Here is a 23,388-nt window from a genome sequence, read left to right as displayed (position 1 = left end):
GAATTGTCCACGTTTGATTAAAGTCGCTTGTTATTAAACTGAAGGTTCCTTGTTGATTTGTGGTCACCGTATTCAATACTGAGAATGTACCATTACAGCATGCGGCAAGCGCAGTAAACGTTCCATTAAATCCTCCAGCTATTGCTGTGAATACGGGACTCAGACTCACTGATGATCTGATATCTGCTAACGCTGAGAAGGTTCCATTACAGCATGCAGTGAGCGAACTGAATGTCCCATTAAATCCTGCCGCAACTTGCGTGAATAACGGGCTTAAATCAGTTGTCGATGTCGTAATCAAGTTTGCTAGGACACTAAATGTTCCATTGCAGCAAGCGGCGAGTGCACTGAAAGTTCCCTGCTCATCAAGCAAGATTTCGTTAAGCACAGAGAATGTACCAATTACTTCATTATCTATTTTTGTCAGTACAGAAAAGGTGCCTTCTTGATTTACTATAATTTCTTCCAGCACTGAGAACGTTGCTGCACAACAATCTGTTAATGACGCAAGCACGCTGAACGTTCCATTAAATCCTGCAGCTACCTGCGTAAATAATGGACTCAAATCAGTTGTTACCGTCATGCTTAAATTCGCTAGAACACTGAATGTACCATTACAGCAAGCAGTTAGTGAACTGAATGTGCTATTAAATCCAGCATTGATCGCTGTAAATAGAGGGCTCAAATCAACCTGAATCGCAGTTAACGATGATTTAATGTCTGCGAGCGCCGAGAAAGTTCCGTTGCAACATGCAGCGAGTGCACTGAACGTGCCATCAAATCCTGCAGCGACTTGTGTAAATACTGGATTTAGATCTGTGGTAGCCGTCATGCTTAAATTCGCTAGAACACTGAATGTACCATTGCAGCAAGCCGTTAGTGAACTGAATGTGCTATTAAATCCAGTATTTATCGCTGTAAATAGAGGGCTCAAATCAACCTGAATCGCAGTTAGCGATGATTTAATATCTGCTAATGCGGAGAATGTTCCGTTGCAGCATGCATTAAGCGAACTAAATACGCCGCTTAAATCGGTTGTTGAGGTGATTGTTAAATTTGCTAGAACACTAAATGTACCATCAAATCCAGCATTAATTGCTGTAAACACAGGACTCAAATTCACTTGAATCGCAGTTAGCGATGATTTAATATCTGCTAATGCAGAGAAAGTTCCGTTGCAACATGCAGCGAGTGCACTGAACGTGCCATCAAATCCTGCAGCGACTTGTGTAAATACTGGATTTAGATCTGTGGTAGCCGTCATGCTTAAATTCGCTAGAACGCTAAAGGTTCCATTGCAACATGCAGTGAGGGTACTGAGCGTTTCCTGAGCTAAGCCCGATAGAGCTGCTACTTGGCCAGATATCGCGCCGAGTTCTGTAAATGTACCATTGCAACATGCTGCGAATGCACTGAACGTACCATTGAAGCCATCGGTAAGAATACTAAAAACCGGGCTTAAATTTACGGTGGCGGTTACCGTTAAATTAGCGAGCGTACTAAATGTGCCATTACAGCAAGCATTCAACGAACTGAACACCCCACTCAAATCAGTTGTTGAAGAAATGCTTAAATTTGCTAGAGCACTAAAAGTTCCGTTGCAACATGCAGTCAGAGAACTGAAGGTTCCATTAAATCCTGCAGCTTCTACTGTAAAAGTTCCTTGTTGATTGTTAATAATAGTTTGCTGGTTTACTACTATTGCATTAAGCGAACTGAACGTCCCATTGCAACACGCAGTGAGTGAACTAAACGTACTATTAAAGCCCGCATTTAGAATGCTAAATACAGGACTCAGATTTATCTGTATAGCAGTTAACGATGATTTAATATCTGCTAATGCGGAGAATGTGCCATTGCAACAAGCGGTAATTGCGCTGAAAGTTCCCTGGTCATCTAAAACTAATCTATTTAATACACTAAAGGTGCCTTGCTGATTAGTTGTAACGGTATTCAAAACAGAGAAAGTACCATTACAGCATGCTGAGAGCGAACTAAACGTACCATTAAAGCTCGCATTTAAAATGCTAAATACTGGACTCAGATTCACTTGGATAGACGTTAAAGATGATTTAATATCCGCTATTGCGCTAAAAGTTCCATTGCAACATGCAGCAAAAGCAGTGAAAGTACCTTGATCATTTATCAGCAATCTATTTAATACACTAAATGTACCTTGCTGGTTTGTGGTTACCGTATTCAAGATTGAAAATGTACTATTGCAACATGCAGTAAGTGAGCTGAACGTGCCATTAAACCCTGCATTTAAAACACTAAATACCGGACTCAAATTTACTTGGATAGCTGTTAATGATGATTTAATATCCGCTATCGCGCTAAAAGTTCCGTTGCAACATGCAGCAAGGGCAGTGAAAGTACCTTGATCATTTATCAGCAATCTATTTAATACACTAAATGTACCTTGCTGGTTTGTGGTTACCGTATTCAAGATTGAAAATGTACTATTGCAACATGAAGTAAGCGAGCTGAACGTACCATTAAAACCTGCATTTAAAACACTAAATACCGGACTCAAATCAACCGTAGCGGTAACTTGCAAATTCGCCAGTACACTGAACGTACCATTGCAGCAATCATTCAGGACCGAGAATACGGGACTAAAATCTACGGTGGCGGAGATTTGTAAATTCGCAAGAATTGTCCATGTTTCTTGAAAATCAAGCATAATAGCATTACAGCATTCTATTAGTTCATTATCAATAATAGTAAGTTTTGCTTTGATCATTCCAAGAAGTGCAAGAATTTGGCTTATGTCACAACCGCCGCAACATCCACTTACCGAACTGTTTCCTGGCTGAGGAGAGTCGGGCCGCGTGGCTTTGCTTGCTCCAGTACCCTGAACAAATTTCAGAATCAACGGCATTATTTTTAATAAATCTTCAATATCTAGCGTATCAAGCCCCTGCTCTAATCTTTCATAGCAACGCTCAAATGAAGCAACTGTTTTTTCATCACAGCCATCAAGCTCCCCGTCTTGGGCAAGGCTTGCAAGCGTGATTCGTAACTCTTTGCAAAACGGTATCACAATAATCCGATCCGCTTTTCCGGCAAAGTGTTTTAATTGCGCAGCAGCAAATAATGATTTTAAAGTATCTGGTTCTTGCGCCAACAGGCTAGGTGAAAATGATGAAACAAATAGAAAACAAAACGATGCATATAATAACGTACGAAAAAATATTTTTTTCTTCATTACTCTTCTTTTTTAAAAGGGTAATACATGACTCTTTTTCTTTAACAGAAGATACGCAAGATTAATCCAGATTGTCAACAAGCAGAGTGTAGGAACCGTTTAAAAAAGGCTCAAAATTGCGCAAAAATATGACCAGCGGGAAAACTATTATTTGTTCTTCAAATAAATATGCAGGATAGATTCGCGCGCCGAATAGCGCTCCCACTCGACATTCTTTACATTAAAAACAATTGATAACCGATTTTATCTTTCTCTTTTAAAAGCAAAAAGCTGTTTGAACGTTGTGTATCTGCGGGATTAGTTGTCAATTATTTAGTTTTCATGCAAGCTTTTGCTATTCAAAAGTAGGAACACCGAAATGATCGTCCATTCCGAACCATTATTTGTAATTATTTTTGGTGATAAGCGTACTGGATTTGTACCACGCAATTATCATGGGCTCATAAATTCACAAGAAACCCTGAATGAAGCACCATTTGTGCAATGCAAAAAGTGGGGAATAGAATCACTTAGCATTCTTCATCAAACACATAGTACCCAAGGCTTATATATTGATACGCATAAAAAAGCTGAACACCTCAAGCCCTTTACACACGAAGCTGATTTTAGTCTTACTCAACTTATCGGTGTAGGATTGGCAGTTGTCTCAGCCGATTGCTTACCGATCATTTTATATGATAAAAAAAACCATGCGATCGCAAATGTTCATGCTGGCTGGCGTGGCTCAGTTGATGGTATTGCTTCGATTGCTTTTGAGCGAATGATAAACAGCTTTGGATCGGAGCCTGAAAACATGCGTATTTTTTTTGGTCCATCAGCAAAACGATGCTGTTATAGCGTAGGCACCGACGTACAAGACAAAGTTGGAAACTTTTCTTTTAAAGATGAGGTACTTCAGCAGATTGGCGATTTAGTGATGTTCGATCTACCACTTTTCAATAAACTTCAGCTTGAAAGTTTGGGTATTGCAAAGGATGCTTTTAACGATGCCTACAATATCTGCACAATCCATACCGAATCATTCAACTCCTATCGGCGCACCCAATCACCAGAGCGACAAAGCACGATTGTCGCATTAAGATAATCAAAACGATATATTTTCGTTGACAACTGCTGGGGCACTTTTTATTGTGCGAGTACCATATCTATGTTAGATTGAATACATTAAGTAAGTTTTTATTCTATAGGATTTTCCAATGATAGCCCGTCTTTTATCCATTGTTATTGGCACCAATAATGCACGTCAGTTGCGCAAAATTGATCCTATCGTCAGAGAGATAAATAATTTTGAGCCAGCAATTTCTGCGCTCACCGATGATCAATTGACTGCAAAAACCAATGAATTCCGTGAGCAATTATCTCAAGGAAAAACACTCGATGATATTTTGCCGGAAGCTTTTGCTGTTGTTCGTGAAGCAGCACGGCGCACCCTTGGCCAACGTCATTTTGATGTACAGCTCATTGGTGGCTATGTTTTGCATCAAGGCAAAATCGCTGAGATGAAAACGGGTGAAGGTAAAACATTAACTTCAACACTTGCTCTTTATTTAAATGCACTAGCAGGAAAAGGCGCACATCTTATTACCGTCAATGATTATTTGGCAAAACGCGATGCTGAATGGATGAGCCCAATTTATAATCTTTTGGGATTGACTGTTGGCGTGATACAAAATCAGATGAATGATGCGGAAAGAAAAAAAGCGTACGATGCCGATATTACGTACGGCACGAACAACGAATTCGGTTTTGATTATTTGCGCGATAATATGAAATTCCGCCTGCAGGATTATGTTCAGCGCGATCTTCATTATGCGATCGTCGATGAAGTTGACTCTATTTTGATCGACGAAGCACGCACACCGCTCATTATTTCTGGCGCAGCTGATAAATCAAGCAATCTCTACATTGATGTAAACGCAGTCATTCCGCGGCTTAAGCCAGTGGCTGATTATGAAGTTGATGAAAAAGCACGCAGCGTACAAATGACCGAAAGCGGCATCGATAAAATCGAAGCAGCTTTGGGAATCGAAAATCTTTATGATGTAAAAAATTTAAATTTACTCCACCATGTTAATCAAGCATTGAAAGCACACGCACTTTTCAAAATTGATGTGGATTATGTTGTTAAAGACAATCAAGTATTAATTGTTGATGAGTTTACAGGCCGCATATTGCAAGGGCGCCGCTATAGCGATGGGTTGCACCAAGCACTTGAAGCAAAAGAAGGCGTTGCTATCGAACGAGAAACGCAAACGCTTGCTTCCATTACGCTACAAAATTATTTCCGCATGTATAAAAAGCTAGCCGGCATGACCGGGACGGCATTAACGGAAGCGGAAGAGTTCCACAAAATTTATAAACTCGATGTTATAAGTATTCCAACTCATCGAGCAATGATAAGAATTGATCAGCCAGATATTATATTTTTGACAAAAAATGCAAAATACAAAGCAATTGTTACCGACATAAAAGAGCGACACAAAAAAGGCCAACCGGTTCTTATTGGTACGATTGCAATCGAAACATCTGAATTGCTCAGCAATATTTTAACCGCGAATCATATTCCGCATGAAGTGCTCAATGCAAAGCAACATGCGCGGGAAGCAGAAATTGTTGCGCATGCTGGCGAAATTGGTCGCGTAACGATTGCCACAAACATGGCAGGCCGCGGTACAGATATTAAATTAACTCCTGATTCAGTATCAGCTGGGGGCTTATATATTCTCGGTACGGAACGGCACGAAAGTCGACGTATTGATAATCAGTTGCGTGGGCGCTCAGGCCGCCAAGGCGATCCTGGTGAATCTCGTTTTTACATCTCGCTTGAAGATGACTTAATTCGAATTTTTGCTGGCGATAGTATTAAGAAAAATATGCAACGCTTTGGTATGACTGAAGATGAACAAATCGAATCAAGCTTCATCTCGAAAACCATTGAGCGTTCGCAAGAAAAAGTTGAAAAACATAATTTTGAAATTCGCCGCCAACTTATTGAATATGATGATGTACTTAATCAACAGCGCATGGTTATTTACGGTTATCGTAAATCAATTCTTGAAGGCGAAGAACAAATTTCACTTTTTGTTCGAGATTTAATTAGCGAATCTACGCAAGATTTAATTGAAGAATTCTGCCCAAATCGAACAGTGACAAATGATGGATATGCAAAAATAGTCCATGCAGTGAGCGTAATTACTGGAATTCCTGCAGCTGATATTGAAAAAGAAAATTTCAGCAAAACATCTAGTGAAGCATTAGAGACAGATGTAATCAATTTCTTGCTCATGAAATATGATCTTTATCATAATGGTCCGCAAACTGAAGCCCTTCATGAAGCTGAAAAATGGCTGATGCTCGAAATAATTGACCAAGCATGGAAGCAGCACATGCTCAATCTGGATAACCTCAAAGAAGGAATCGGATTGCGCGGTTGGGGCCAGAAGAATCCTCTTATAGAATATAAAAAAGAAGCGTTCTTTATGTTCCAAGATATGATGAAGAGTGTTCGTATTGAAATTATCAATCACATTTTCCATTTAAATCTAGAGCGTTTCAATAAAGCTGAACTTGAGCAAAAGCGCCAACGTGAGCTCAATCAATTAAATCTGATTTCTGGCGATGCTACTGCACAAGAAAATAATAATAAGCCAGCGCCAAAACAAAAGAATGGCCCTGATGCAGGGCGAAATGAACCTTGCCCATGCGGATCTGGCAAAAAATTCAAAAAATGCCACGGACAATAAATTATTGTCTCCAATCTAGAATTGTAGCAAAAAACCTCCGATTTTTTTTCGGAGGTTTTTGTTTTTGTGTTTCTTAAATTATAAGAATGGGTCCGTGCGACATGATGTTTAAATCATGAGTGGGGTAACTATAAAGATATTCCCCATTTAGCCCAAATGATAATCCGCTCTATCGCCAAGTTATCTGAGGCGAATTCATAACCACCACCAATGCCAATAAACATCGGCCGTTTACAACCATCCCAATTATAACCCACGGATGCATATAAAAGATTTGAAACGGTGGATGGATGCGCGGCCGAACTTAAATTAAGATCGCCTGGCTGAATAGAATTTGAGTCATATTCTTGAGCCGTTAATGGCCCAACAGTTGCACCATTGAAAGCTTCTCGTATCGTTATGGCGCGATTTACGCTCGCTGCTACCGGTGGTGCGGAAGTCAATGCAATACCGGTTGGAAATGGATCAAAAAGTTTTACTTTTTCGCATTGGCGTCCCCAGAAGTTTGAGCCAACTTCAAGTTCCCAACGGCACCACTTAATGCCGATTGCAGAATTGTAATTGACCGTAAACCGAGGACTCACATGAACTCGCTGCGTAAAAACATTTATTCCCTCAAATGCTGCAGATGCTACTGCATCGCTAAAACTTCTATAAACAGATTGATAGCGGCTCCATTGTTTATCGTATAAATCAAATGAACGTGTTTGTCTGTTTGTAAAAAGGTAACGTCCGTTAATTTCCATCGTGGAATAAAATGTTCGATTTTTGTCGGGCCTTTGCCAGAATTCAGAATAAATCGAGCCGCCCCACATCACGCCAAAATGGTGATTATTACCAACCATTGGTTCAAAAACAAATTCTCCGGTCGGCGTATTGCCGGCTGGAATAACGATTCCGACGTACCCGTAAGCACCGTCAACATACTCGCACGTCCAATCGTATCCTAATTTAAATTCAATATCGCCAATTCCTGTTTGCTGTTTTGGGCCATCAATTTTTCCAAACATCCATCCAGAACCAGTTACCGCACCAAACTGGTTTTCTAATTTTTGTACGCCCGTAAATGCCTCTTTAACCGAAATATTTACGCCGTCATTAAGTGGCTCAAAGTCTTCGTTGATAAGAACTTCAGTTAAACGCATATCGTTTTTTACATACAGCAACGGAAATGAAAGTTCAATCCACCAGCGCTTTTCACATGGATCCCATCCAAAAAATTGAATCCAATCAATACCAATTCCTGCGTACGTTTGCTGCGGCTTGAACGCAACTGCACTTTTAAAACCCGGCGTTTCAGGAGCGCTAATAATATCAAAAAAATAGGGAATCACATCACGAAAAAGAGGATTAACAGCTGGAGGAGTACCACCACCCGAAGCAGTATCTTCTGCAAAAATAAGCATGCTTTTATCAAACGGCATAAAAAATCGCGCAATATCTTGATCGTTGGTTGATTGGCCGCCGAATGCAACTAACTGCAACGCCCCCTGCCACCCTGTTTCAAAACGTTGGGCGCGATCATTTCTAAAAAGTGTTATTTTTTCTGGTGAGCACGTTTGAAATGGGGTACGAACTGAAAAAAAAGTTTGCCCCGAAGTATCTGCTATAAGTATTTTTGAACTTAAAATTAAAAATGTAAGTATGTTTTTTTTGTTCATCATCAATACTACTTCCCATATTACTTAATATTTTCTCGTACTTATCCTTCGATACATTTTGCTGCGCAAAACACTCAGGACGAGCGGGAAAAAACTCGATTGATGAATAATTTAAAAATGCAAACAACCCCAGAATAATCTACTCATCCGCTCGTCCTGAGTGATTTCAAACTAAGTGAGAAATTGTATCGAAGGATGAGCATACCATATGCCTATAATTTTTTGCGAGTTTAAAATTTTAAGAAAAAAATCATAAAACTTTTTCGATTAAAATTCCGGGCTGCGCAATTGCATCCTGCTGTTTAAAGAACACTAACGCAGATTTTAGAATAAAGTCTAAATCTGAATAGCGCGGCTGCCATTGTAATAAAGTTTTCGCTTTAATCGGATCAGCCACGAGTGTATGCGGATCTCCTGCGCGTGGCGGCGCAGTGATCGCGCGAACTGCTATTCCTGAAATGCGTTGAACGCCATCAATCATTTCTTTAATTGAATATCCGAAACCAGTTCCCAAATTAAAAGCATCAGACGGATTGCCACGCGATAAATGTTCCAGCGCCAATAAATGTGCGTTGGCAATATCAAGAACATGTACAAAATCACGCACAGCACTACCGTCTCTTGTTGGATATGAAGAACCAAAAATGGTAAATGGTTCGCGCAGTAATGCTGCTTTTAAAAGTAACGGAATAAGATGCGTTTCCGGTTTGTGTTGTTCGCCAAGCCCTTCTTCGGGCAACGCTCCCGCTGCATTAAAATAACGCAGCGCGATATAACGCAATCCATATGCGTCGCTCGCATCTTTAAGAATTTCTTCTACCATCGCTTTTGTGCGACCATAAGGGCTCATAGGCTTTATCTGATGCGTTTCTGTTAGTGGCAAAAATTGCGGCTGGCCGTACACAGCACAACTTGAAGAAAAAATTATATTTTTAACATTTGCACGAAGCATTTGATCAACAAGTGTTATTGTTTTTGCAACGTTATTTTCATAAAAAGAAATCGGATCGCGCACAGAAATACCCACTTCAATCGATGCAGCACAATGGACAACTGCAGTAATCGAATAGGTTGAAAAAATATTTTTTAGAATTTCACTGTTCGCATATTCACCATGAATTACCGTTGCCCACGTTGGATTAAAATGCTGACCATGTACAAACGAATCCAGAATAACCACGTGATAATTCGCGCGCGCACAAAGTAATCCAACATGAGAACCGATGTAGCCGGCTCCGCCAGTAATCAAAACGGTTGGTTTATTCACGAGAAAACCTTTCATGCTATTTTTCTATTTTGCGCTTGATTCAGTCTTCGCACGAGGATTTGAAGCACATGTCGACACAGTTTTAATCCGTTCATCCTGAGTGTTTTTCGAAGCTATAAAATAGCAAGCAAAATGTATCGAAGGATCATACAAAAATTAAACCAGGATGGCGAGCAAAAAAAGAAGGAGAGGTTTCCCTCTCCTTCTTTTTGCCGTTAAAGCTCTTTATTCAAACGAGCTATGATTGCAAAGAATAATAGCTCTTTCTTTCAGTTAGATGGATACGCCGATTTTGCCCCAAACCATCCAGCGTTGCAATACTGAATTGCAAGAAGCGAATTCATAAGAACCGCCAAGCCCTGCAAAGATTGGCCAGCATCCGCACATATCAAAGTTGTACCCAGCTGAACCATAAATCGTATGCGAAAGCGCACATGGATTAGCGGCTGATTCTAAATTAATGTCGCCAGTTTGGATAGAGTTATTCGCATAGTTAGCTGAGGTAAGTGTAGGCACGCCGGCAGAGCCACCAATATTTGATCCTGCAAATGTTTCGCGAATAGTAACCGCTCGATTAATTCCAGCAGATGGTGCGCCTGTCGCATTATTAAAAGCGACAAGAGCTACAGTTCCATTAACCCATGGTGTCTTGAGGCTTACTTTTTCGCATTGGCGAGCCCACACATTATAGCCAGCTTCAAGTTCCCAACGGCAAACATCGAAGGTCAACGCTGAGTTCATATCGAATGTCCAACGAGGATTTACACGCATTTTTTGTGTAAACAGGTCGATTCCTTCGATCGGTGCTAATGAAGCAGCATCGGCAAAGCTCGTATATACTAATGAATAACGGCTCCATTGCTTATTGTAAAGATCAAATGAACGGATTTGGGTATTACGGAATAAGTAGCGACCGTTGGTTTCAACGTTCCACATTAAATGCTTATCGCCAGCGCAGCCGCGCCATAGCTCAAAGCCCAATGCGCCGCCCCACATTACGCCAAAGTGATGGTTGTTACCAATAATTGGTTCGAATACATATTCACCTTTTGGTTTGTTACCTGTTGGGATAACAACGCCCACGTATCCGTATGCATAGCAGGTTTCTTCACAAAGCCAGTCATAGCCAAGTTTAATTTCAACATCAGCTACGCCTGTTTTTGAACGAGAACCATCAATTTTGCCAAAATTAAATCCAGAACCAGTAACTATACCAGTTACGCCCTTCGCAAATGGCTTACCTGTACCAGTGTTACCACTGAACGCTTGTTCTACGTTTAAGTTAACAGCTGCGCTGAGAGGTATTCCTTGAACTAGGATAGTTTCTGTCAAACGCATATCGTTCTTAACGTTAAGAACTGGGAACGATAGCTCGAACCACCAGCGTTTATCGCATGGATCGCAATTCCATCCAAAATATTGAATCCAATCGAATCCACCACCAACGTAGGTTTGACGAGGATTGAAACTAACTCTGCTCGCAAAGTTACTTCCAGCTGTTTGAATATTGAAATTGGTAGCATTAACATCGCGGAAGAATGGATTTATTGCAGGAGGAGTACCGCCGCCAATAGCTGTTGCTTGTTGCTCAGCAAAAATCAGTTCGTTAACCTCACCAGAAGCATGAACGCCACCAGGCAAGAAGAACTTAGCAAGCTTTTTGCCTTTGACAGAACGACCACCAAATACTACCGCTTGCATTGCCCCCATCCAGCCATCTTCTTTGGCCTTTGCACGCATATTTCTGAAAAGAGTTATTTTTTCAGGAAATGCAGATTGGAATGGTGGACGAACTGAGAAGAAGGTATGGCTCGTGAAATCAGCTACGGCTGAAACAGTTACGCCAAGTAATAAGAGGGGAAGGAGAAATTGTTTTCTCATGGACACTCCTTTTTTGAAAACATTAAACATCTTTATACTCTACCTTACACTTATTTGAGTTCTAACAATTTTAGAACACGCTCGTCAAATAAAGGAGGATATCAAGCAAAAAAGAAGGAGAGGTTTCCCTCTCCTTCTTTTTTGCTTGATAAAGCTACTTAATTACTTAAGTAAATCCGGTATTCCAGCAAGGTTACCAACCTCAGCTTTTTCAGCTGGAGAAAGCCCCTTACCAGCGTCTTGAACAGCCGTCACCGCAGTTTTAACTGCAGCGGCAGCGTTCTTAACTTCCTGGCTTAATCCGCCTCGAGCAGGTGGATTAACTGGAAGAAATGGTGGCTGTTCACCTGCAAGTTTGGTTACCCTTTGGATCAAATCGGCCAATCGAGGGTTGTTCTTGTAAGTTCCAAGCCTATCCAATACTTCCTTTGCTTGTCCTGGATTACTAGATTCCACTGCTGCTCTTAGTGCTTGCACAGCTTCATCAAGTGACCTATACCCAGTAACAGCAGCCTGCGCCAATCCTTGGGCCAAGCAACTAGCTACAATGAAGAATGATAATAGTTTCTTCATCTATATCCCTCTCAGTTAGATGGATACGCCGATTTTGCCCCAAACCATCCAGCGTTGCAATACTGAATTGCAAGAACCGAATTCATAAGAACCGCCAAGCCCTGCAAAGATTGGCCAGCATCCGCACATATCAAAGTTGTAGCCAGCTGAACCATAAATCGTATGCGAAAGCGCGCATGGAGCGGCAGCTGATTCTAAGTTAATGTCGCCTGCTTGGATAGAGTTATTTGCATAATCTGCTGCAAGTGCTGGGGCAACAATGTTTGATCCTGCAAATGTTTCGCGAATAGTAACTGCACGGTTAATTGCAGCAACTGGTGCGCCTGAAAGACTATCGAAGCCAACAAGTGCTACAGTTCCATTAGCCCACGGAGTTTTGAGGCTTACTTTTTCGCATTGGCGAGCCCACATATTGTAGCCAGCTTCAAGTTCCCAACGGCAAACATCGAAGGTCAACGCTGAGTTCATATCGAATGTCCAACGAGGATTTACACGCATTTTTTGCGTAAATAGATCGATGCCTTCAATTGGTGCTAATGAAGCAGCATCTGCAGCGCTCGTATATACTAATGAATAACGGCTCCATTGCTTATTGTAAAGATCAAACGAACGTGTTTGAGTATTACGGAATAAGTAGCGACCGTTTGTTTCGAGGTTCCACATTAAGTGTCTATCGCCATCGCAACCGCGCCATAGCTCAAAGCCCAATGCGCCGCCCCACATTACGCCAAAGTGATGGTTGTTACCAATAATTGGCTCGAACACATACTCACCTTTTGGTTTGTTACCTGTTGGGATAACAACGCCAACGTATCCGTAAGCATAGCAGGTTTCTTCACAAAGCCAGTCATAGCCAAGTTTAATTTCAACGTCAGCTACGCCTGTTTTTGAACGAGAACCATCAATTTTGCCAAAATTAAATCCAGAACCAGTAACTATACCAGTTACGCCCTTCGCAAATGGCTTACCTGTGCCGGTATTACCACTGAACGCTTGTTCTACGTTGAAGTTAACAGCTGAGCTGAGAGCTGCTCCTTGAGTTAAGATAGTTTCGGTCAAACGCATATCGTTCTTAACGTTAAGAACTGGGAACGATATTTCAAACCACCAGCGCTTATCGCATGGATCGCAATTCCATCCAAAATATTGAATCCAATCAAATCCACCACCAACGTACGTTTGGCGAGGATTGAAACTAACTCTGCTCGCAAAGTTGTTATCAGCTGTTTGAATATTGAAATTGGTAGCATTAACATCACGGAAGAATGGGTTAACTGCAGGAGGAGTACCGCCACCACCATTGATGCCAGTTGCACCATCTTGCTCCGCAAAGATCAGTTCATTAACCGCACCAGAAGCATGGGTTCCACCAGGCAAAAAGAATTTAGCAAGCTTTTTCCCTTTGGTTGAACGACCACCAAATACTACCGCTTGCATTGCTCCCATCCAGCCATCTTCTTTAGCTTTTGCACGCATATTTCTGAAAAGAGTTGTTTTTTCAGGAAATGCTGATTGGAATGGAGGACGAATTGAGAAGAAAGTATGGCTCGTGAAATCAGCTACTGCTGAAACAGTTACGCCAAGTAATAAGAGAGGAATGAGAAATTGTTTTCTCATGGACACTCCTTTTTTGAAAACATTAAACATCTTTACACTCTACCTTACACTTATTTGAGTTCTAACAATTTTAGAACACGCTCGTCAATATTTTTCTGGACTTTCACCTCCTCGTAGATTTTTTCGGGGGTTGCTCTTTTGATACTTGACTCTTTTCTACCATTATCTGAAAAAAGAAGTCAACTATTTTTTGCAAAGTGCATAAAAATGGAATACGATCAAATCGGCACGCAACAGTATCAATCGGTAAAAGTATCGTTATACTGATGCTTATTAAAGCCCTTTGAATAAATGATTCATCCGTAAAGGATCCCGGTAATGATTACCAAAGTTCGCGGCACGCACGATATTATAGATACCACCCTTTTTAATTTTATTATAAAATCAGCAGCTGCGCACTTTAGACGCGCGCACTTCAATGAGATTATAACCCCAATCCTTGAACCAACCGATCTTTTTAAGCGAACGCTCGGGCTTGCAACCGATATCGTTTCTAAAGAAATGTTTACTATCAATAGTTCTGGGGATAATGATACAATTTGTTTACGCCCTGAAGCAACCGCATCAACTATGCGTGCTTTTTTAGAGCACGGAAATTTGAGCACACCATTTAAAATATTTTCGCATGGCTCAATGTTCCGGCATGAGCGACCACAAAAAGGAAGATTTAGAGAATTTCACCAATTCAATATAGAAATGATTGGTGCGGAAAATATTTCTCATGATGCTTTTTTATTGTGTTTACTCGATCAGCTTTTCCAAAATACGTTCAAACTAGATACGTTTGCATTAATGATTAACTTCCTGGGCTGCTCGCAGGATCGGATTGATTTTAAACCAAAGCTCTATGCTTTTTTAGCAGAGCATGAGAATGAAATTTGCAATGATTGCAAAGCGCGTAAAGAAAAAAATATAATGCGGGTTTTTGATTGCAAAACTCCAAAATGCCAAGAAATTTATAGAAAAGCCCCCTCGATCGCGCAGCATTTGTGCGAGCAATGCGCCATTGAATGGCAAACGCTCAAAGAACAGCTTGAGATTCTCTCTGTTACGTATACGGTCTCGCCTCATCTAGTGCGTGGCCTCGATTACTATGAAAAAACGGTCTTTGAGTTTGTTTCTGCACATTTGGGAGCGCAAAGCACTTTTTGTGGAGGCGGCCGCTATAATCAACTAGCCACGATGCTGGGCAGCAAAAATGATTATCCTTCAATTGGCGCCGCTATCGGAATAGAGCGGCTGATGCTTATGCTTGAACCAATAAATGCGCTACAACTTCCACAAGAACCTGCTCTCCATGCGATTGTGCCGCTTTCAAAAGAACAGCATAATTTAGCGCTTTTGGTTGGCGACCTGCTTTTTGATAGTGGATTATGCATAGAATTGCTACTTGATAGCGATTCTATTAAAAGTTCAATGCGAAAAGCAAATAAGCTCGGCGCACATTATGCTTTAATCATCGGACCAGAAGAACAAGAAAAGGGCTTAGTCACCGTCAAAACAATGATGACCGGGATAGAAGAAAAGATTGCGCAACGAGATCTCGTTGCGTATTTAAAAAAATAAAGCGCCCAGGAATTTCTTCCCAGGCGCTTTTTATAAGCTAGCCTATGCTTAAGTTATTTAAATTAACTTTGCGTCAACCAATCTTTTCAACCAACGGGGTTGAGTATTCGTTAAGGTTGTCTTAATAGCATTTAATGCAACTGAGTCGCCTTTTGCTTTTTTAGCAGCTTGTACTGCTTCATCAAAAGATCTAAAAACAGGAAGAGCTACTATTTCAACTGCATTTGATTGCTTAGTAACAACTGGAGTAACTACTGAGTTAGCTTGCTTAGCAGAGTCAACGACTTCTTTTGAAGCATCATTGAGCTTGTTAGCAATAGAATTGCGAACAAAGTAACGAGCTGCAATAGTACCAACTACTGCTACCGACGCTACTGCTGCTGTCGCTTTAGGGTTGTTTGTAACGAAAGCTGGAACAAAAGAACCTGCTTTAGTTATCATAGAACCACCAAAAGCCTTAACAGCTGATGCTGCACCCTTAACTGTTTCCATAGAAGGAACAGATACTGATGGCATAGATATTGATGGCATAGAAGGCATATAACCAAAACGGTTAGCTGCGTAAGCTGAAGCTGCAACTGCCGCAGTTGCCGGAACGCTTATCATTGCCGCCTTTTTAAAAGGGAAAGCTTGCACGTTTGCAAGATTGAAGAAAACCGCACCTAGTGCGATATAACGTAATGTATTCATATAACCTCCATTTAGGTTTATTTTAGTTTTACATACAAGACTAGCTTGTTAATAACCAATATAAACGTTTTAAAAGGCTTGTCAATTGCTTATTGCATAACTGAATATATTTATTGATAAAAAATGTCCCTTTTCTGTATTTCTAACCTGAAAATCAGATAAACGAGCGGTTTACTAGAAAGAAAGCCCACGTAAAAAAAGAATTGCCAAACTGGCGCCTATAAGCCCATCTATTCGATCTAGAACGCCCCCGTGGCCAGGCAGAATTGAACCTGAATCTTTCACTCCCGCTCGACGTTTGAGCCATGACTCAAAGAGATCTCCTAGAAAAGCGCCAATAGAGATAGCAAAAAAGCCCAAAAAACCGCGTATTATCGCTAACTCGGGCACAAAATAAAGCACGAAAAGGTAAGAAATCAGGCAAACTCCTAGGCCACCGAACAAACCTTCCCAGGTTTTACCTGGGCTGACCCCTGGAGCGATCTTGTGAATGCCATAAAGCTTACCCACAATGTAGCTACCCGTATCAAACGCTGCGACAAGTATTATCAGGATAAGAAGATCCAAGCGATACCGCCCTTGATTTAATAAAATCAAAAAGCTCAGAGGGAGGCCCAAATAAAGAATCAATACAGGTAAAAAAAGCCTGCTAGCAGGCGAAAGCAATCTGGGAAGCTCAATTATCCCAGTATAGGCCCATATCGTGGCCAAAAGAATGGAAAAAACCACCCTGGGTGTATAAAAAAAGACTAGAAATATTAGGGCACCTAGTACTAACGCTGTAGCCGCTCTTTTGAAGAATTCCTGTGAAAATAGCTTCATAAAAACCTGCTTTATTTCACCGTTGCTTTGAAAGAAGAGAAAGCGATTTTCTCAATAGCTGATCAAATGAATCGCCCGGCGCTTGTTGGCGAAGGGCTGCAAGTACTTGGGAAATTTCTTGGCGAGAGTAATTAAGCGATTGAAGTGCATCTGCGAGCTCTTTCCATTGCAATCCCCCTGAAATATGATCTGCAGAAATTTTACCGCTTGAAAGAAGTTTTTCTGCTGGCGAGCGCAGTTGCATAATAAGTTGTTCTGCTTTTTTTGTCCCGATTCCATGGAGGGCAGTAAGAGCATCGAGTGAGCCGTTCAATATCGCCTGCAAGAACGGGCCTGGGCTCATTTGCTCAAGTATAGTAATCGCTATTTTCGGGCCGATTCCCTGGCATTTTAAAATAAGTAAAAAAACCTGGCGCTCCTGCAAACTAGTAAACCCAAAAAAAGATGGGCCATTTTCAGCGGACCAATGCATATAGCAGTGCATTTCTGCTTCTTGATTTATTGATAGAGAGGCAGCCGAGGGGCTCATGAGTTCAAAACCTACTCCCTGCACCTCAAGAGTAACAACATTTTCTTCTATAGAACGAACCATGCCGCGCAAAAAATTAATCATTGTTTTGTGTTCCTTAAAACCAGGTTTTGATCTAACCTATACCTAATTTTCAAAAAAAATAAGAATTTCGACCCCCCGACTCGGTATAAACAATGACTTTTGTTTGACAATTGTGCTCCATGTGCTAACATTTTTCCAGTATTAGAGCGCGGGAATAGCTTAGCGGTAGAGCGTTGCCTTGCCAAGGCAAAGGTCGCGGGTTCGAATCCCGTTTCCCGCTCCAGCTTTCAGCTGGCACGTATAATCTTCGCCCTTGATAGGGTTGATATATTAAGAAATAGTTCCTAGCGTAAATGAATTTACCCCTTTCTTATTACCCTATGTTTTTCCAACTTCTTATTACTATGCTCCAAGTTATCGTTGTATACCATTGCTAAAACTCGTTTCATTTATACTTTGCACCAGCAATGAATACGTATTTTTTTAACCAAAAAGGTTCATTATGAAATCAATTATGCAGGAAGCTTCATCGATCATGAAAGCGATTGAAAAAGGATGGGAAGCTGCTGGCAAACCTAAAGAATTCTCAATTAAAGTTTTTGAAGAAGCGAAAAAGAATTTTATCGGTATGACCACCCAATCAGCCAAAGTTGGCATTTTCTTCAATGAACATACGGCTTTTCGCGATGCGCGTACGCCGGATAAAAATCAAAAGCGTCCTGAAAGAAAACCTCAATTTGAACAACCAAAAAGGCAGCATCCCGCTACCCAGCCCGTTCAGCATCCAGCTTCGCAACAACGAAGATTTGAATCGCAGCGACCGCCCGCAATTCAGGAGCAGCGCCAAACAGAAGCACAGCAACAACGCACGCTTGAGCCTCGTTCTCAAAATGTTTGGCAACCAGATATGATTGAACAAGCAAATGGCTGGATGAAAGAAACACTGCAAACGCTCAATAAAGAAAATGTTTCATTCAACACAACTACCGATAATTATCAGTTGCGCTTTACCTTTAACTCACCGGTAATTGAAGATGTTGAAAGAGAACGTCATCTTTTTCGTAATCTTTCGTTCCTGCTTCTTTGTTCACTCAAAAGAAGTTACAAACGCCCGTTGCGCGGATTTAAGGTAGTTTTAACCAGATGATAATTTCGCGAGATCACGATGCGATTATTGCGCAATGTACGCCGCGCGGTAGCGGTGCGATTGCACTTTTGCGCATCTCCGGAACTCATGCACGAACTATTGCTGCATTATTAAGCAAATTGCCCGGCAATGCATCACTTGAAAATGTTGCCACCCATACGGTTCATTATGGGTACGTTATTGATGAACATAAAACGATCATCGACCAAGTACTTTTCTTGGTTATGGACGGCCCGAAATCGTTTACGGGAGATGATACGATCGAAATTACCTGCCACAATAATCCGTTCTTAATTGAAGCGATTATTGAGCGCGCACTCAAATGCGGCGCACGTTTGGCCGAGCCAGGCGAATTTACGCGTCGCGCTTTTTTAAATAAAAAAATAGATCTTTTGCAAGCTGAAGCAATTAATGAACTCATTCACGCTTCAAATCATCTTGCATTAAAACAATCACTTTCGCAGCTGAACGGCAGTTTTTCGCAATGGATTACGCACCTTGAGAAAAAACTCGTCACGTGCTTTGCTTATTGCGAAGCGAGTTTTGAATTTTTAGATGAAGAGATGGAGTTTGGCGGCGTCATCAAAGAACAGCTTTTAGAAATTTCATCGTCGATCGAACGAATTAAAAAAACATTTGATCAGCAACATCACGTCCGCCAAGGGGTGCGCATTGCACTGATCGGCTCAGTTAATGCTGGAAAATCTTCACTATTTAATGCGCTTCTTAAAGAACAGCGCGCGATCGTGGCGCCTATTGCGGGTACGACGCGAGATTCGATAGAAAGTTCACGTACACTTCATGGAAGCATCGTCACGTTTATTGATACTGCCGGCTTACGCCAAACAAACGATTCTATTGAACAAGAAGGAATCAAGCGTTCGCAAATAGAAGCGCAAAAAGCGGATATTATTTTATTAATTCTTGATAGTTCGCGGCAAATTACTCCTCAAGAACAAAGTGTATATAACGAATTGCACGAAAATTATCCTGCAAAAATTATTCTCGTTGAGAGCAAAACAGATATGCCTCGAGCGAACAATCTACTAAATAATTCTTCCGCTCTTTTAGTCAGCGAAAAAAAAGTTGAAACAATCGCCGCTCTCGAATTTGAAATCGGAAAAAAAATGAACGAACTTTTTTCGCGCGTCGATTCACCATTTCTTCTTAATCAACGGCATTATCGGATTTTGCTCAAAATCGAAGAGCACATCTTCAGTCTCCTTGGAATGATAGAAAAACCTGTAATCGCCTACGAACTCATCTCTGCACAATTAAAAGATACGCTGGAAATACTGACCGAACTTTCGGGAAAAACTATTAGCGAACAAGCTATGGACGCAGTATTTAGAGAATTTTGCGTTGGTAAATAATGTTTTTACGGCAGCCCATTCCCTACAGAAAAAATAGCACTTGGCGAAAATAATGCTATTATTATGGGAATAAATCACTTTTTTATTCAAACAGAAAGTCCAAAGTGAGCGTAAAACTATTTTTTCTTGCTCTAAACTCTCAATTAAGAATTATATCGTTCCTACTACTTACTAATTCATGTGCACATGCGATGGAAGAAAATGACAAAGTCTCAACACCCTCGCCGCACGTTTTTTTTCAGAAAAAATATCCTGTCTCTTGGCAAATATCTAGAAAAAAACAAAAAACAGAAAAAGACCAACTCAATAATCTCATCGATACAACAAAAGAATTAGCTAAAGAATTAAAAACAATAAATCATGATTGCAAAGAACTAACAAATGGTGCCCAGGAAATATGCGTAAGCTTTGTCCCGTTCATTCCTTCGCTACCTATCAATTATCTTATAAAATTTGCTCGATCAGCGACCCGTATCCATAATTCCGCCTGCGAAAGATATCGCACCGATATTCAAATTATTAATAATAATCTTCCCCAGAATTATAAACTTGATCAAGAGCAGATGAAAAAGAAGAATGCTGCCTATGCAGAGCGCTTGAGACAAAAAATGCTTGATCCTTATATTGCTGAGCTTATGAAGCGCGGCGTATCGATAGATGATGATTCGACCAATTGAAATCGAGAACAGCATTCTCCATCAAATTCCACATTTTCAGTAAACTGCGCAACGGATCGTATAAAAACCGGCTGCGATCCAAGATTTGGGTCGTCGTATAAAGCCTGATACACTACCCATGATTCAAGCGGATCGCTTTCTGCGTTCAATGCAATTGCCAAAATTTTATAGAACTTTTTATTTTTATAATGTTGATAGTGGGCCCCTATTTGCAGTGTGCTTTTATTCATATCGCTAACTCATTATTATTTTTTATAATTACTGATTATCTCTCGTAACACTTTTTCGTATTGTTTGTGTTTCTCGATCGTCGCTCTTTTCTCCTTACATAGATCCAGCACCGCCTTAAATTGTTTGGCATTTTTCTCTATGTCGATAGTTCTTTTCGGTTGATTTGTAGATGCAGACTCCATGCCAAAAAGTTGGAAACTTCCAGCCAAACAGCATAAAAATAAAATTACAATCATATGAAAAGCTTTCATTTTTAATATTATTTTCTTTAGCACACGCGAAAATCATTTACCCGTCAAGGTAGTTTTAAGATTATTGCAGAACGACAGATTCATTTCTAGATTTTATCTGCCCAATTGATTAGCTTTATTTTTATTACGTGGTAATAATTAATTATAGAACTACCATTAACGAAGGAGTTACAACGATGGCAGCTTTTAGCACTAAATCTAAAAAGAGTGGCAAAACCTACTATTTGCATACTAAAGAGGTAAAATTAGCTGGCGGCCGCAAGCAAAAGATTTATTATTTTGCAGGTAAAGCTGGTAAAGATTCGATCGATGCAGTGCCAACCGGCTACGAAGTATTTGAAAATGCTCGCACTGGCTTGCCAATGCTCCGCAAAAAGAAAAAATAAGCTTTTTTTTAAAGCTATGAAAAGCCCCAGGGTAAGCTCCCGGGGCTTTTTTTGTTAAACAAAATCTAATCGTCTTTTGAGCAAAACAATCGCACGCCATGAGCAAAGGATTCCAAAAAATGCAATCATCAAACAGCAGATCCAAAAATTAAGATAGCCATTCTGTCCGAGCACCGCTGCACGCATACCTTCCATGATGTAGGTAATCGGATTCATAAGATTAATAAAGCTAAATAATTGAGATTTCTCTCTCAAAACGGCCCAAGAAAATTGGAAACATCCTAAAAACCAGATTGGATACACGAAGCGCATCCACACGTTTCCAATTTTTGTCATATCAGGTACGCGACTTGCAATCCAAAGCGTAAACGCTCCATAAAAAAAATAGCTCAACGTAAAAATAAGAAAAAATTTTCCAAATGCTACATGCCTAAGTGAAAACCGATCCCAAATAAGCAATTGACCAATGGGAAGTACTAGGATTCCAAGCAGTGAGAAATTAAGCGCATAATAAAAAATGAGCCTCAAAAAAATCATCCATGAAGGAAGCGGTAAGGTTAAGTAATAGGTATATACCTGATCACCTTTAAAATCGCTGACTAAATTCGCAACACTTGGAAAAATGCCAAAAAGACCCGCGCTTGCGCAAAGCCCAGCCAAAATAAATGCACTATATTCAAGCGATAAACCAAACGCAGGCATCAAATATGAGTTTACGACCGTCATGCTTATCATCCAAATGCACAAATTTATAACTTGATCGCGTACAGTGCCTTTAAGAATATATAAATCTGTGGCCAGCAGTTCTTTCAGAACCTGAAATTGATCTTTCCTTAAAAACATATTTTAATCCTGCTGCATCATATGAATAAAAACATCTTCTAAATTACTCTTTTGAAACGATCTCATGAGATTTTCAGGTGTATCGATCAAACGGATTCTTCCCTGCTCAAGAACGCATACACGATCTGAAAGAACTTCCGCTTCTTCCAAATAATGCGTTGTTAAAAGAATAGAAATATTTTTCTCTTTTAGCTGTTTGATATAATCCCATAATTGGTTACGAATATGAGGATCGAGAGCAACGGTCGGTTCATCAAGAATAATCAACTTGGGGCTATGAATAATGGTTCTAGCCAACATGAAGCGTTGCTTATAGCCGCCAGAAAGCACTTCAGGCTTTTCGTCGAGGTATTTTTTAAAATCAAAACGCTCAGCCAATTCATCTATCATTGATAAAATATGCTCATCTTCCATGCCAAAGTAACGACCTGCAAATTCTAAATTTTTTCGCAGTGAAAAATAATTATTCAAATTTGGTCGTTGTGGGCAAAAACCAATAGCTCGGCGATAACTTGAAATATCCTTGTAGATAGAATTTCCATTAAAAAGGATATCGCCAGTTGTAGGCGGCTTTAAGGTGGCAATGATTGAAGAAAGTGTCGTTTTACCCGCACCGTTTACACCGAGTAGAGTAAAAACTTCACCCTGTTCTATCTGGATCGAAATACCCTTAAGCGCTTCAAAGTTATCATATTTTTTTGTGACAGAAATAACTTGCAAAAACGGTTTATTCATAATTTTAATTAACCAATTGAGAATAAGACATAGAAGAAATACCTCCTAAGTATAGCATAAACTTTTTCGAATTACAGAAAAAGTAAAGTCTGTAAAAATCCTTGAAAATGCAGTCTTTTTACCTAATCAGCACGTCGATCTCCTAGAGACAAACGATTCGT

Annotated in this window: 20 protein-coding genes and 1 tRNA gene; 8 read left to right on the top strand and 13 right to left on the bottom strand. The window is 40.4% G+C overall.

Annotation, left to right across the window (positions count from 1 at the left end):
* The coding region (locus tag HYX58_06430) for a hypothetical protein (GenBank protein ID MBI2775618.1) at window positions 1-3,211 on the bottom strand (3,211 nt) is incomplete at its 3' end.
* A 358-nt stretch (window positions 3,212-3,569) separates the two neighbouring features.
* Between HYX58_06430 and pgeF the strand changes: the two genes are divergently transcribed.
* Window positions 3,570-4,295, top strand: a complete 726-nt coding sequence (pgeF, locus tag HYX58_06425) for a peptidoglycan editing factor PgeF (protein MBI2775617.1) — start codon at window positions 3,570-3,572, stop codon at window positions 4,293-4,295.
* 112 nt (window positions 4,296-4,407) lie between these two features.
* Window positions 4,408-6,954 carry a preprotein translocase subunit SecA gene (gene secA, locus HYX58_06420; protein MBI2775616.1) on the top strand — a complete coding sequence of 849 codons (2,547 nt, stop codon included), beginning with the start codon at window positions 4,408-4,410 and terminating at the stop codon, window positions 6,952-6,954.
* Window positions 6,955-7,082: 128 nt separating this feature from the next.
* Here the strand turns inward: secA and HYX58_06415 are convergent, their stop codons facing one another.
* The 5 genes from HYX58_06415 to HYX58_06395 form a co-directional block, all read right to left on the bottom strand.
* Window positions 7,083-8,618, bottom strand: a complete 1,536-nt coding sequence (locus HYX58_06415; GenBank protein MBI2775615.1) for a hypothetical protein — start codon at window positions 8,616-8,618, stop codon at window positions 7,083-7,085.
* Window positions 8,619-8,865: 247 nt separating this feature from the next.
* A complete protein-coding gene (gene galE / locus HYX58_06410; protein ID MBI2775614.1) occupies window positions 8,866-9,897 on the bottom strand; it encodes a UDP-glucose 4-epimerase GalE in 1,032 nt (343 codons plus the stop codon).
* A 258-nt stretch (window positions 9,898-10,155) separates the two neighbouring features.
* Window positions 10,156-11,763, bottom strand: a complete 1,608-nt coding sequence (locus tag HYX58_06405; protein MBI2775613.1) for a hypothetical protein — start codon at window positions 11,761-11,763, stop codon at window positions 10,156-10,158.
* 162 nt (window positions 11,764-11,925) lie between these two features.
* The gene (locus HYX58_06400) at window positions 11,926-12,336 is read right to left on the bottom strand and encodes a hypothetical protein (protein ID MBI2775612.1); all 411 of its coding nucleotides are present in this window, start codon (window positions 12,334-12,336) and stop codon (window positions 11,926-11,928) included.
* A 15-nt stretch (window positions 12,337-12,351) separates the two neighbouring features.
* Window positions 12,352-13,953, bottom strand: coding sequence for a hypothetical protein (locus HYX58_06395; protein ID MBI2775611.1), 1,602 nt, complete (start codon window positions 13,951-13,953; stop codon window positions 12,352-12,354).
* Window positions 13,954-14,271: 318 nt separating this feature from the next.
* On the opposite strand from HYX58_06395, the gene HYX58_06390 reads away from it, so the two are divergent.
* The gene (locus HYX58_06390; GenBank protein MBI2775610.1) at window positions 14,272-15,519 is read left to right on the top strand and encodes a histidine--tRNA ligase; all 1,248 of its coding nucleotides are present in this window, start codon (window positions 14,272-14,274) and stop codon (window positions 15,517-15,519) included.
* A 57-nt stretch (window positions 15,520-15,576) separates the two neighbouring features.
* Here HYX58_06390 and HYX58_06385 read toward each other — a convergent pair whose 3' ends face one another.
* From HYX58_06385 to ruvA, 3 genes are all read right to left on the bottom strand, one after another.
* The gene (locus HYX58_06385; GenBank protein MBI2775609.1) at window positions 15,577-16,209 is read right to left on the bottom strand and encodes a hypothetical protein; all 633 of its coding nucleotides are present in this window, start codon (window positions 16,207-16,209) and stop codon (window positions 15,577-15,579) included.
* A 174-nt stretch (window positions 16,210-16,383) separates the two neighbouring features.
* Window positions 16,384-17,031, bottom strand: a complete 648-nt coding sequence (locus tag HYX58_06380; protein MBI2775608.1) for a phosphatidate cytidylyltransferase — start codon at window positions 17,029-17,031, stop codon at window positions 16,384-16,386.
* Between the two features lie 16 nt (window positions 17,032-17,047).
* Window positions 17,048-17,644 (bottom strand): Holliday junction branch migration protein RuvA, encoded by a 597-nt coding sequence (ruvA, locus tag HYX58_06375; GenBank protein MBI2775607.1) that lies wholly within the window; start codon window positions 17,642-17,644, stop codon window positions 17,048-17,050.
* 148 nt (window positions 17,645-17,792) lie between these two features.
* On the opposite strand from ruvA, the gene HYX58_06370 reads away from it, so the two are divergent.
* The 4 genes from HYX58_06370 to HYX58_06355 all read left to right on the top strand — a co-directional run bounded on the left by HYX58_06370 (window position 17,793) and on the right by HYX58_06355 (window position 20,781).
* Window positions 17,793-17,867, top strand: a tRNA-Gly gene (locus tag HYX58_06370).
* Window positions 17,868-18,086: 219 nt separating this feature from the next.
* Window positions 18,087-18,731, top strand: a complete 645-nt coding sequence (locus HYX58_06365) for a hypothetical protein (GenBank protein ID MBI2775606.1) — start codon at window positions 18,087-18,089, stop codon at window positions 18,729-18,731.
* The gene (gene mnmE / locus HYX58_06360; GenBank protein ID MBI2775605.1) at window positions 18,728-20,104 is read left to right on the top strand and encodes a tRNA uridine-5-carboxymethylaminomethyl(34) synthesis GTPase MnmE; all 1,377 of its coding nucleotides are present in this window, start codon (window positions 18,728-18,730) and stop codon (window positions 20,102-20,104) included. Before HYX58_06365 ends, mnmE begins: the two co-directional genes overlap by 4 nt.
* Window positions 20,105-20,208: 104 nt before the next feature.
* Window positions 20,209-20,781 carry a hypothetical protein gene (locus HYX58_06355; GenBank protein ID MBI2775604.1) on the top strand — a complete coding sequence of 191 codons (573 nt, stop codon included), beginning with the start codon at window positions 20,209-20,211 and terminating at the stop codon, window positions 20,779-20,781.
* Here the strand turns inward: HYX58_06355 and HYX58_06350 are convergent.
* Together HYX58_06350 and HYX58_06345 are read right to left on the bottom strand one after the other, a co-directional pair.
* Window positions 20,724-21,011 carry a DUF1653 domain-containing protein gene (locus tag HYX58_06350; GenBank protein MBI2775603.1) on the bottom strand — a complete coding sequence of 96 codons (288 nt, stop codon included), beginning with the start codon at window positions 21,009-21,011 and terminating at the stop codon, window positions 20,724-20,726. The genes HYX58_06355 and HYX58_06350 overlap by 58 nt on opposite strands.
* Before the next feature lie 15 nt (window positions 21,012-21,026).
* The gene (locus HYX58_06345; GenBank protein ID MBI2775602.1) at window positions 21,027-21,248 is read right to left on the bottom strand and encodes a hypothetical protein; all 222 of its coding nucleotides are present in this window, start codon (window positions 21,246-21,248) and stop codon (window positions 21,027-21,029) included.
* Between the two features lie 191 nt (window positions 21,249-21,439).
* Between HYX58_06345 and HYX58_06340 the strand changes: the two genes are divergently transcribed.
* Window positions 21,440-21,649, top strand: a complete 210-nt coding sequence (locus HYX58_06340) for a hypothetical protein (GenBank protein MBI2775601.1) — start codon at window positions 21,440-21,442, stop codon at window positions 21,647-21,649.
* 54 nt (window positions 21,650-21,703) lie between these two features.
* On the opposite strand, the gene HYX58_06335 is transcribed toward HYX58_06340, so the two are convergent.
* Both HYX58_06335 and HYX58_06330 read right to left on the bottom strand, forming a co-directional pair.
* Entirely contained in the window at window positions 21,704-22,492 is a 789-nt protein-coding gene (locus HYX58_06335; GenBank protein ID MBI2775600.1) for an ABC transporter permease, read from the bottom strand.
* A gap of 3 nt (window positions 22,493-22,495) precedes the next feature.
* Window positions 22,496-23,227 (bottom strand): ABC transporter ATP-binding protein, encoded by a 732-nt coding sequence (locus tag HYX58_06330; protein ID MBI2775599.1) that lies wholly within the window; start codon window positions 23,225-23,227, stop codon window positions 22,496-22,498.
* Between the last annotated feature and the right edge of the window lie 161 nt (window positions 23,228-23,388).

The organism is Candidatus Dependentiae bacterium (genome assembly GCA_016191325.1).
In the GTDB taxonomy this organism is placed as follows: domain Bacteria; phylum Babelota; class Babeliae; order Babelales; family JACPOV01; genus JACPOV01.
Note: the sequence above shows the minus strand (reverse complement) of the source record. Positions and strands in the feature narration are given on the sequence as shown.